Genomic DNA, 12,300 nt, shown 5'->3' with positions numbered 1-12,300 from the left:
CCACAGGTTGAACCGCAGCCGTATGTTGCGCCAGTTGAGCAAGTAGCACCACAGGTTGAACCGCAGCCATATGTTGCGCCAGTTGAACAAGCTGCGCCTCTACAAGGTTTGTCTGTATCTGCACTTGAGCGCGAGCTTGAAAAAGATGAAGACTTTACTGTTGCTGTCGATGAGAAAACACAAAATGTGATTAATGCTGTTGTTAGTGAACAACCTGCGGCATCACAAGTTTATACTGCCCCGGTTGCTGAATCTTTTGTACCGACAGCGAATGTTGATACTTCAGAAGAAGGTTTAACCGATGAAGAAATCTTCCTAAAACGTATTCGTGATAAACAAAAAGAACAAGCACACCTTGCAGGATTAGATAATCCATTTTTAATGCAAAAAGAGCCTGATCTACCTGTACCAACATCACCAATGCCAACATTAGATTTACTGCAACCTGCACGTAAAACGGTTGAAAAGGCGTCTGATGAAGAGCTACAAGCCACTGCGGCCTTGATTGAGTCAAAACTTGCTGATTATAAAATCAAAGTACAAGTTAAAGGTATTTACCCAGGTCCGGTGATCACCCGTTATGAACTTGATCTTGCTCCTGGAGTAAAAGTTAGTCGTATTTCTGGGTTATCAAAAGATTTAGCACGAGCATTATCAACCACATCAGTACGTGTAGTTGAAGTGATTCCGGGTAAACCTTACATTGGTTTAGAACTACCGAATAAGAGCCGTGAAACGGTTTATATGTCTGAAGTTGTTGCCAGTGAGCAATTCCAAAATGTTGGTGGTGCATTACCTATCGTTTTAGGTAACGATATTGCGGGCGATGCTGTTGTGGCCGATTTAAGTAAAATGCCACACTTATTGGTTGCAGGTACCACAGGTTCTGGTAAATCAGTTGGTGTAAACGTCATGATCCTGAGCTTACTTTACAAATGTAAGCCAGAAGATTGTCGCTTTATTATGATTGACCCGAAAATGTTGGAGCTATCAATCTATGAAGGTATTCCACATCTATTAACAGAAGTGGTTACTGACATGAAAGATGCTGGTAATGCGCTGCGTTGGTGTGTCGGTGAAATGGAACGTCGTTATAAAGTATTAGCTGCTTGTGGTGTACGTAACCTTGCAGGTTATAACGCTAAACTGAAAGAAGCGGCAGAGGCGGGACATCCAATTCACGATCCATTATGGAAACCTGGCGATACCATGGATGAATACCCACCATTATTGGAAAAAATGCCAAGTATTGTGGTGATTGTCGATGAGTTTGCTGACTTAATGATGGTTGTGGGTAAAAAGGTGGAAGAACTGATTGCACGCTTGGCTCAAAAAGCCCGTGCTGCAGGTATTCACTTAGTATTAGCCACTCAGCGTCCATCAGTTGATGTTATTACCGGTTTGATCAAAGCTAACATTCCAACTCGAATGGCATTTACTGTATCAACCAAAACCGATTCTCGTACAATCTTGGATCAAGGTGGTGCAGAAACGTTATTAGGTATGGGTGATATGTTGTACTTACCGTCAGGTCAAAGTCATACCATCCGTGTTCATGGCGCATTTGCATCTGATGATGATGTACATAATGTGGTTAATGATTGGAAAGCACGTGGCAGACCACAATATATCGATAGCATTCTAAATTCAGATCAAGGTGCAGATAGCTTGCTTCCGGGTGAAGCACCATCAGGTGATGATGATTTAGATCAGTTATTTGATGAAGTAGCTGCTTTTGTTGCAGAAACGCGTCGAGCATCTATTTCAGGTGTACAACGTCGATTTAAGATTGGTTATAACCGTGCAGCGCGTATTGTTGATCAATTACAAGCACATGGCATTGTCAGTGCGCCGGGGCATAACGCTAACCGTGAAGTGTTAGCGCCGCCACCAGTACAACAACACGATTAATCATGATCGATAAATAACGACTCACTTGCTATGAAGCACTAAAGTGAAAACAAAGCTGCTGTGATAATGATTATCACAGCAGTTTAAGACCAAAGAGGTTAGCGAATATGATGAAGAAACTCGTAATGAGCATGCTAGTTGCTGCACCAATGTTGGTTGCGTCAAGTGCATGGGCTGCAACACCGCAACAAGCGTTAAGTAGCCGTCTCGATAAAGTGAATGCATTTAGCGCTAACTTTACTCAAAAAGTTACCAGTCCTGATGGTGAAGTTTTAGTAAATGGTACTGGTGATTTGTCGATTAAGCGTCCCAATTTATTCCGTTGGACAACCGAAACACCAGATAAAAGCTTATTAGTTTCTGATGGTAAAACCGTGTGGTATTACAGCCCGTTTGTTGAGCAAGTAACGGCAATGTGGCTTAAAGATGCCACTGAACAAACGCCATTTGTTTTATTAACTCGTAATAGTGCCAGCGATTGGTCAAAGTATAATGTAGCGCAATTAGCCGATACATTTACACTCACACCAAAAGATAAAACCTCATCGATGGATAAGTTTGTGGTCACAGTATCAAATACCGGTCAGGTACGTAATTTCTCGGTAGTTGAAACAGATGGTCAACGTAGTAAATACGTCTTAAGTGATTTTAAACGTACTACGCCTGCGGCGAGTTTATTTACCTTTACACCGCCTAAAGGTGTGGAGCTAGATGACCAACGTAACTAATTGTTACTGAATTTAATTATTATGAGAAGGTGGCGAATAAGCCACCTTTTTCTGTCTTAGGGGAGTCATTATATTGAGTAATTTCAGCCTAGATTTTTCCTCGGATTTTAGACCTTTAGCTGCAAGAATGCGACCTCGTACCGTCGAGGAATACATAGGTCAACAACATATTCTTGGTGAAGGTAAGCCACTACGTCGTGCTTTAAAAGCCGGCCAATTACATTCGATGATTTTGTGGGGACCACCGGGTACAGGTAAAACGACCTTAGCCGAAGTTGCCGCGCATTATGCCAATGCTGAAGTTGAGCGAGTGTCAGCAGTCACGTCTGGTATTAAAGATATTCGAGCAGCAATAGACAAAGCCCGTGACAATAAAATGGCAGGCCGACGGACTATTTTATTTGTGGATGAGGTGCATCGGTTTAATAAAAGCCAGCAAGATGCATTTCTGCCGCATATTGAAGATGGAACAGTAACCTTTATTGGTGCCACCACTGAGAATCCATCATTTGAGCTCAATAACGCACTGTTATCGCGCGCACGAGTGTATAAGTTAAAATCCCTTGAAGATGATGAAATTCTTGAAGTGATCGAACAAGCGTTAACAGATAAAGAACGCGGTATTAGCGAAACTGATTTTGAGTTTGTCGGTGAGGTAAAACAGCAGTTAGCGCAGTTTGTACGTGGTGACGCACGAATGTCACTTAATTATCTTGAACAGTTAATTGATATGGCGGAAGAAGATCAGCAGGGGATCAAACAAATAACGGTGGAGTTATTAGCTGAAGTCACGGGTGAAAAAGTGGCGCGGTTTGATAACAAAGGCGATCTTTGGTACGACATGATTTCTGCAGTGCATAAATCGATTCGTGGTTCTAATGCTGATGGTGCCTTGTATTGGTTTGCGCGAATGCTGCAAGCAGGCTGTGATCCGCTATATGTTGCACGTCGATTATTAGCAATAGCCTCAGAAGATATTGGTAATGCTGATCCACGCGCAATGCAAGTCGCTGTGTCGGCATGGGATTGTTATACCCGCGTTGGTGCCTATGAAGGTGAACGTGCTATTGCGCAAGCGATTGTGTATTTAGCCTGCGCTGCTAAAAGTAATGCAGTATATGTGGCCTTTAATCTTGCCAAAGCGGATGCGCGTGAATTTCCTGATTTTGAAGTACCGCCACATTTGCGTAATGCGCCGACCAAACTGATGAAAGAATTGGGGTATGGCGAAGGTTACCGTTACGCTCATGATGAGCCGGGTGCTTATGCGCCTGGTGAAGTGTATTTACCGCGCGAAATTCGTGATCGAGTTTATTATCAGCCTTCAAAACGGGGCTTAGAGATAAAAATATCGGAAAAGTTGGATTATCTTGCTTCTTTAGATGCAAAAAGCCCGCTAAAGCGCTACCAATAATAAGGCTTTTTGGGTATCGTTAAGTGATTGGCAACAATTTTTTATGGTTGCCTCCCAACTACAACTATTTTAATAAGAAATGCCTAAATAACGCGCATTTCAGACTATTAAGAGCACAGGATTAGCATGCTAGATTCTAAATTACTTCGAACTGAGCTGGATGAAACAGCTGCAAAACTCGCGCGTCGTGGTTTTAACCTTGATGTAGAAACTTTACGCAACTTAGAAGAGCAACGTAAGTCTCTTCAAGTAAAAACAGAAGAGCTACAAGCACAGCGTAACTCGCGATCGAAGTCGATTGGTCAGGCAAAAGCGAAAGGTGATCACGCAGAAGCTGAACGTATTATGGCTGAAGTTGGCAACCTAGGTTCTGAGCTTGATGAAGCGAAAGCAGCATTAGCAGAGCTTCAAGGTCAACTTGATACTATTACTCAAATGCTACCAAACATTGCTGATGAGTCAGTACCAACGGGTAAAGATGAGTCAGAGAACGTAGAAGTTTTACGTTGGGGTCAGCCAAAAACTTATGACTTTGAAGTAAAAGATCACGTTGATCTTGGCGAAATGTCTGGTGGCCTAGATTTCGCAAGCGCAGTTAAAATCACTGGCGCACGTTTCATCGTAATGAAAGGTCAATTTGCACGTCTACACCGCGCAATTGCACAGTTCATGCTAGATCTTCACACTGAAGAGCACGGCTACACAGAAATGTATGTACCGTACCTAGTAAACGCTGACAGCCTATTTGGTACAGGTCAATTACCGAAGTTTGGTGAAGATCTATTCCACACTCAGCCATTAACTGAAAAAGTGAATGATGAAGAGCCTCGCATTCTTTCATTAATTCCAACAGCAGAAGTGCCTGTAACTAACATGATGCGTGACACCATCACTGATGAAGCAGATTTGCCAATCAAGATGACGGCTCACACACCATGTTTCCGTTCAGAAGCGGGTTCTTACGGTCGTGATACACGTGGTCTTATTCGTATGCACCAGTTCGACAAAGTTGAGCTAGTTCAGATCACTCGCCCAGAAGATTCAATGGCAGCCCTTGAAGAACTAACAGGTCACGCTGAGAAAGTACTACAAATGCTAGAGCTTCCTTACCGTAAAGTGGTACTTTGTACTGGCGATATGGGTTTTAGTTCTTGCAAAACATACGACTTAGAAGTGTGGGTTCCTGCTCAAGAAACTTACCGTGAGATTTCTTCATGTTCAAACATGTGGGATTTCCAAGCGCGTCGTATGCAAGCGCGTTTCCGTCGTAAAGGCGAGAAGAAGCCTGAGCTACTACACACTCTAAATGGTTCTGGTTTAGCGGTTGGTCGTACTATGGTTGCTATTCTTGAAAATAATCAAGAAGCAGATGGCCGTATTATGATCCCTGAAGTACTACGTAAGTACATGCGCGGTGCTACGCACATCGGTTAATCACTGATGTAGTGATAAGTGTATGTCGTTCAAAAAACCAGTCTTAAGACTTAATGTCGTTCGAATAAGCATCATCGCTTATACCTAAACGAATACTTGGATGGCACAAACAGGACTGAACGTGGAAACGTTCGGTCCTTTCTTTTATCTGGCAGAATAAAGTGGCTGACGGCCTCTGCTTTAACTTGGCTGGGAGTGTTCCATCTGGACTTAATGCTAACCACCTAAGCTGGATGTCAATGAGGTTAATTGCTACCGTAAAACTCACTCGAGTCGACTTCACATCAGCATCTGCAGCTATCTGTACCATTTCTAGTCGCATTAAGTTATATGCTAGCCCCCCAGAGTTCTTGTTTTACTCTAGACGGGAACCGATTCCTCAATGTAACTTCGCTTTGCAACTGAGTTTGTTTTATCTCACCAAAGCCTTCCTCGATCTCCTAACGCTGCCAGTAAATGCGCAGTATCTCTGCGAGTGGGTATTGCTTTTGGTCAGCCAAAGAGAGCATAAAACCTTTAATTTCACCCGCAGGATCTTTGAAGCCCTGCCTGCCTGGTGGCTGGCTGCTCAGAGTTCTTCTTTCTCGCCTCTTTGGTTGAGATTGAAGAGCTAAGTCTAGAGAGCTACATACCTCCTTGATAGACTTGTTGCGTTGCAAACCCATCCAAATGACGAGTCATACGGCTTGTTGAGCTGATAATCGGCGATGTTGAATACTTGCTTTGTTAGTAGGGATTATTACTCGATCTTAGGATCGTTCAAGTATTTTAAACGATCGGCATTAAGTCTTAAGACTGGTTTTTTGGCTGCATTAAAGAGGATAGGTTTAGTATATGAGGCTATGGGTGTTTTCAGCATGACAATAAGCGTTAAATATTAATGCAATTATGATTCTATAACGAGCACTTAGATTTACTTTGACAAGATGACATCTACAAAGAATTAATTTTCACTTTTTTCATGATTAGTAGGTTTTTTTTGTAAAAATATATTTTATATAGGTTTATTTTCTATTTATCTGTCAAATCATAGGTGTAAAAGTAACATATTACTCTCTTTAATTCTCTATACTTTAATACGGCACTAATGGGTGAAAATCCAATGAGTTAAAATAATTATGAATGAGGGTGCGCCATGAATTTAAAACTACTAACTATCTTTCTTTTTGTCTCTGTTTGCTTAATTTGGGGAACCACTTGGTTCGCTATGGAAGTAGCATTACATTCTATTCCACCTATTTTTGCTACTGGTTTGCGTTTTTTACTTGCCGCTCCTTTACTTATGGTATTAGCGAAGGTATTTAAACAACCACTATTATTTCCTAAAGGTAAGCGTCGATGGTTGCTTATTGTTGCACTGATGTATTTTGCGATTCCGTTTACTTTGATGATCTTTGGTGAGCAATATATATCTTCTGGTTTGGCGTCGATAATCTTTGCCAATATGCCTGTCGCAGTGATGTTGATGTCAGGTCTATTTTTGAGTTTAAGATTAGCAAAGCATCAAATACTAGGATTAATGACAGCCGTTGTGAGCTTATGCTTAATTCTTGCAAATGAAATGCAAATGGGCAGTGAGGACTATCTCATTGGTACAGTGTGTTTAGGCGTTGCTGTTGCTATGCACGCTATTATGTATGTGTTAGTTCAAAAGCACTGTAAAGATATTGAGGTACTGACCTACAACGCTCTGCCGAGTTTAATTGCCGCTTTATTCTTATTTGGCGTTTCTGCTATGGCTGAAAATGTAAATATTGAAGCATTCACTTGGGATTCAATGTCAGCTGTTGTTTATCTTGGCTTCGTTGCGAGTGTTGGTGGTATTGTTGCTTATTTCAAATTGGTGCAGGTATCAACACCCTTTCAAGCGTCTATCTGCTTTTTGATTTTTCCTGTGGTTGCCCTAATTATTTCTGGTTATATTAACGGCGAAGCGTTGTCTCAACAATCATTGTTAATGATGGTTCCTCTTCTGTTAGGTATTTTATTGACCAAAGTGCCAAAAGGTATTTTAAAGCAGCGTGCAGCTCTAAAAATAGTGAGTAGTAATTAAATTGATCTGCTATTTATAGTTGATTGGTATAGGCAGATATTTCCTGTCTATACCTCTCTGTGAATAGTGTGGCCTATTAACTTCGTCATTTCCCACAGTGAATATCTACGAGGACGATAGAAATTCTTTTGTTCGCACGTTGTAGACAAAGTCTTTTTACTGGGATTATAGAGTATTTTCATTAGCATATTTACGGTCAATCTCGCGGTGAGTAGCTCACCTTACCGAGCATCTTAACGTGTAAGTTGAGCATTAAAAATACAATTTATTGTCCCTTTATATCTAATTTATTTTTTTGCAAAACCCAAAAAAGGGCACATTATGTGCCCTGAATTATGTTGTGCTCGCAAGTTTGTTACTCGCAGTTATTATTTCTGTGGCTGTGGATGAAAACGAACAACTTCATCTTCAGTTGCTGCTAGTGGATCATTAAAACGCTCAACATCCATTTCATCTTCAGATTTTGCAACAATACAGGTTACTACGCTATCACCCGTAATGTTCACCGCAGTACGCACCATATCAAGTAGACGATCAACACCCATGATTAATGCGATACCTTCAACAGGTAGACCCACTTGGTTAAGTACCATCGCCAGCATAATTAGACCAACACCAGGAACACCTGCTGTACCGACGGATGCTAACGTTGCTGTTAGAATAACCATTAGGTAATCAGTCATGGTTAGGTCGATATTAAACGCCTGCGCTATAAATACCGTTGCCACACCTTGCATAATTGCAGTGCCGTCCATGTTAATGGTTGCACCTAGTGGAACAGTAAATGACGCAATTTTATTGTTTACACCTAAACGCTTAGTTGCCGTTTCCATGGTAACAGGAATAGTTGCGTTTGATGATGCGGTTGAGAAGGCAAACATCACTGCGTCTTCCATTTTCTTTAAAAACGTAAGTGGGCTTAAACCAGTAAAGGCTTTTAGCATCACACTGTAAGTAACTAATGCGTGTATTAATAGAGCAGCAACTAATACTAGGAAGTAGTTAATTAAGCTATAAATAGCGTCAAGACCTAATCCTGTGAACAGCTTAGCCATTAAGAAGAACACACCAAATGGTGCAATATTCATCAATAATGCCACCAACTTCATGATCACTTCATTTAAATCAGCAAATACTGCTGCTAGACGCTCACCCGGTTTACCCGCAGCACTGATAGCGATACCAAATAATACCGCAAACACAATAATCTGCAGGGTGTTACCACTTGCCATTGCACTGATTGGGTTAGTTGGGAACATACCTACAATAACGCTACCTAATGATGGCGCTTCTTTTGAGGCAAAGGTTGTTGCAGCACTTAAATCGGCACCTGCACCTGGCTGAAAGATATTTGCCATTGTTAATGCAAGCGTAATTGCTAAGGCCGTTGTTGTTAGATAAAACGCAAGGGTTTTACCGCCTAAACGACCTAATGTTGCTAAATCTTTTAATGAGCTAGTACCACAAACCAGTGATACAAAAACCAGAGGAACAACCAACATCTTTAAACTGGCAATAAAGATTTTACCACCGACATCAAACAGGCCATTTACGATATAGTCATGAATAAAAGCGATATCAGCAAAAAGGGAACGGATCATAAATCCTGTTAGAATACCTAATACCATGCCGAGAATAACGCGGCTGGTGAGTGACATTTTTTTCTTTTCTGTGGTCATTAAAACTTATCCTTATGTTTATTCACTCTGTCCTTCGGTAATCAGAGTGCATTCGGAGAGTAGCAGTTATTCGTCTGTTAACGTGAAGTAATAATAATTATTAATAGCTAAAATATGCGCCAACTCACAAATTTTATACTGATTTCATGTTTAACATGCCAGTTTTTAACTGCATTTTAACAAAAGTGACGTTTTAAAATCATAATTAGTTGGTTGGTTATGATTTTTACGAGGTGTTTTGTCGGAATTTTCGATAAGTTAGGTTGGTGTGAATGAATAACTATAATTGATAGCTGTGGTGATAATTAGAGTAATTAAGCCACGCAAGTGAAAAAATCGCTCATACGTGGCTTAAATGAATAGAAGCGAAAATACCAATGGTATTATTTAGCGACGTTACCTGCGACGTTTATAATATCCCAAGTACGAGCAAAAGATGGCGCATAAGCAAAATCCATCATGCCTAATTGCTCGGTGGTTGCACCAAATGCGATACCTAAACCTAAGCTCGCAAATACACGTTTAGTAAAGCTATAGTGTTTGTTTTGCATGTGATAAAGAAATGCAATCAAGCCGACAAATATGGCGAGGATCGTTACAATACCTAAGGTCATCATGAATCCTTCATATCAAATAAAAGAGGGTGATTTTTATCATTCCAATATATTTAGAGTTAAGTTTTGCTTCTTTGATATTGCTTAGAGGTAAATTAGCGCCATTAATGTAAGGGATATTAATAGCTGTAAAAACGTTCAATATCGCTAATACTGAATGTGAGATGAATATTTAGGTGTAAAGTTTGAATTAGCAGCTGAGGTAGATCAAGACTCAACAGCCTATTAACAACGCGTAATAAGTTGACTCAATTTGGTGTATTGATGCGGGGATATATAAAAAAAGACAAAAAAATACCGATAACAAGGTTATCGGTATTTAAAATTTAAAATGGCGTAAATTACATTACACGCATACCTGGTTGAGCACCTTCATGGGGCTCTAGGATCCAAAGATCTTTACCACCAGGGCCTGCAGCAAGGATCATACCTTCTGACATACCAAATTTCATTTTACGTGGTTTTAGGTTAGCAACCATTACCGTTAATTTGCCAACAAGCTCTTCTGGTGTGTAAGCTGACTTAATACCAGAGAATACTTGGCGCATTTCACCACCGATATCCAATTGGAATTTCAGTAGTTTGTCTGCTTTTGGCACTGCTTCACAAGAAACAATTTTAGCAATACGCATATCAATTTTAGCGAAATCATCAAATTCGATTTCAGCTTCAATTGGCTCTGCTGCTAATGGGCTAACAGTTGGTTGAGCAGCTTCAAGTACAGCTTTATCAGCGGCAGCTTCTTCTTTTGATGCTTCAACCATTGCAGCAACGTGAGCAGGATCGATACGGTTAAACAACGCCTTGAACTTAGTTACTTCATGGTTTGTTAGTGGAGTTTCGATACCTTCCCAGGTTAATGTTTCGTTTAGGAAGCCTTCAGTACGCTCTGCAAGTTTTGGCATTACAGGTTTTAGGTAAGCCATTAACACGCGGAATAGGTTGATACCAACAGTACAGATTTCTTGTAGCTCTTGATCTTTACCTTCTTGTTTAGCAACAACCCAAGGTGCCTTTTCGTCAACATACTGGTTAGCTTTATCTGCCAATGCAGTAATTTCGCGAATAGCGCGGCTGTATTCACGGCTTTCATAAAGATCGCCAATGCGTGCTGCAGCTGCAACGAATTCTGCGTAAAGCTCAGGCTCGGCAAACTTCTCAGATAACATGCCGTCAAAACGCTTAGCAATAAAGCCTGCGTTACGTGATGCTAGGTTAACAATCTTATTCACAACATCGCTGTTTACACGTTGAGTGAAATCTTCAAGGTTAAGGTCTAGATCATCAATACGGTTGTTTAGTTTGGCTGCGTAGTAGTAACGTAGGCATTCAGGATCAAGGTGGTTTAAGTAAGTACCCGCCTTAATGAATGTGCCTTTTGACTTCGACATTTTCGCGCCATTTACGGTTACGTAACCGTGTACAAACACGTTATTTGGCTTACGGAAACCAGCACCATCTAGCATTGCAGGCCAGAATAGGCTGTGGAAGTAAACAATGTCTTTACCGATAAAGTGGTAAAGCTCAGTTGAACTGTCTTTATTCCAGAACTCGTCAAAATTAAGATCATCGCGCTTATCACAAAGGTTCTTAAATGAACCCATGTAGCCGATTGGTGCGTCTAGCCATACGTAGAAGTATTTGCCAGGTTCACCAGGGATCTCAAAACCAAAGTAAGGTGCATCACGAGAAATATCCCACTGTTGTAGGCCAGACTCGAACCACTCTTGCATCTTGTTAGCAGTTTCATCTTGAAGTGCACCAGATTTAGTCCACGCTTTTAGCATGTCTTCAAACTGTGGTAAGTCAAAGAAGAAGTGCTCAGAATCTTTCATGACAGGTGTCGCGCCAGAGACTGCTGATTTTGGATTAATCAGATCTGTTGGACTGTAAGTTTCACCACAATTGTCACAATTATCGCCGTATTGATCTTCTGCTTTACACTTAGGGCAGGTACCTTTTACAAAGCGATCAGGTAAGAACATTTCTTTCTCAGGGTCAAATAATTGAGAAATAGTACGGCTAGTAATAAAGCCTTTGTCTTTTAACTGAGTGTAAACAAAAGAAGCAAGTTCACGGTTTTCAGGTGAATGCGTGCTGTGATAATTACTAAAATCAATATCGAAACCAGCGAAGTCAGCTTGGTGCTCTTTGCTCACTTCTGCAATCATTTGCTCAGGTTCCACACCCATCTGCTGGGCCTTAAGCATGATTGGCGTACCGTGTGCGTCATCTGCACAGATAAAATGAACTTCATTGCCACGAAGGCGCTGATAGCGCACCCAAATATCCGCTTGAACATGTTCTAGCATGTGACCTAAGTGGATAGAACCGTTAGCGTACGGCAGGGCGCAGGTCACCAGAATTTTTCTTGGATTAGCAGCCATAATTACTTCTTTCGCTCATGATGGGTAAAAAAACATAGCTGCAAATACTACCTGATGGACAGCATATTGACTAGCGTCGA

8 protein-coding genes and 1 pseudogene are annotated in these 12,300 nt (G+C 41.0%); 5 read left to right on the top strand and 4 right to left on the bottom strand.

Going from position 1 to position 12,300, the window contains the following annotated elements:
- The 4 genes from BTN98_RS07875 to serS form a co-directional block, all read left to right on the top strand.
- Nucleotides 1–1,911: DNA translocase FtsK (locus tag BTN98_RS07875; RefSeq protein ID WP_240616113.1), on the top strand; the 1,911-nt coding region annotated here is incomplete at its 5' end.
- A gap of 110 nt (nt 1,912–2,021) precedes the next feature.
- Nucleotides 2,022–2,639, top strand: coding sequence for an outer membrane lipoprotein periplasmic chaperone LolA (gene lolA / locus BTN98_RS07870; RefSeq protein ID WP_060998250.1), 618 nt, complete (start codon nt 2,022–2,024; stop codon nt 2,637–2,639).
- 73 nt (nt 2,640–2,712) lie between these two features.
- A complete protein-coding gene (locus tag BTN98_RS07865) occupies nt 2,713–4,053 on the top strand; it encodes a replication-associated recombination protein A (protein ID WP_060998211.1) in 1,341 nt (446 codons plus the stop codon).
- Between the two features lie 126 nt (nt 4,054–4,179).
- A complete protein-coding gene (serS, locus tag BTN98_RS07860; RefSeq protein ID WP_060998212.1) occupies nt 4,180–5,487 on the top strand; it encodes a serine--tRNA ligase in 1,308 nt (435 codons plus the stop codon).
- Between the two features lie 71 nt (nt 5,488–5,558).
- Here the strand turns inward: serS and BTN98_RS07855 are convergent.
- Nucleotides 5,559–6,078, bottom strand: a pseudogene (locus tag BTN98_RS07855) (IS4 family transposase); the annotation flags it as partial.
- 544 nt (nt 6,079–6,622) lie between these two features.
- Between BTN98_RS07855 and BTN98_RS07850 the strand changes: the two are divergent.
- The gene (locus BTN98_RS07850; protein ID WP_060998215.1) at nt 6,623–7,540 is read left to right on the top strand and encodes a DMT family transporter; all 918 of its coding nucleotides are present in this window, start codon (nt 6,623–6,625) and stop codon (nt 7,538–7,540) included.
- 368 nt (nt 7,541–7,908) lie between these two features.
- Here the strand turns inward: BTN98_RS07850 and BTN98_RS07845 are convergent, their stop codons facing one another.
- The 3 genes from BTN98_RS07845 to metG all read right to left on the bottom strand — a co-directional run bounded on the left by BTN98_RS07845 (nt 7,909) and on the right by metG (nt 12,220).
- Nucleotides 7,909–9,219, bottom strand: a complete 1,311-nt coding sequence (locus BTN98_RS07845; RefSeq protein WP_060998216.1) for a dicarboxylate/amino acid:cation symporter — start codon at nt 9,217–9,219, stop codon at nt 7,909–7,911.
- A 383-nt stretch (nt 9,220–9,602) separates the two neighbouring features.
- The gene (locus BTN98_RS07840; protein ID WP_174545291.1) at nt 9,603–9,836 is read right to left on the bottom strand and encodes a hypothetical protein; all 234 of its coding nucleotides are present in this window, start codon (nt 9,834–9,836) and stop codon (nt 9,603–9,605) included.
- Between the two features lie 338 nt (nt 9,837–10,174).
- A complete protein-coding gene (gene metG / locus BTN98_RS07835) occupies nt 10,175–12,220 on the bottom strand; it encodes a methionine--tRNA ligase (RefSeq protein WP_060998218.1) in 2,046 nt (681 codons plus the stop codon).
- Nucleotides 12,221–12,300: the final 80 nt, after the last annotated feature.

The organism is Photobacterium aquimaris (assembly GCF_002954455.1).
GTDB lineage: Bacteria > Pseudomonadota > Gammaproteobacteria > Enterobacterales > Vibrionaceae > Photobacterium > Photobacterium aquimaris.
This window is presented reverse-complemented; position numbering and strand designations above follow the sequence as displayed.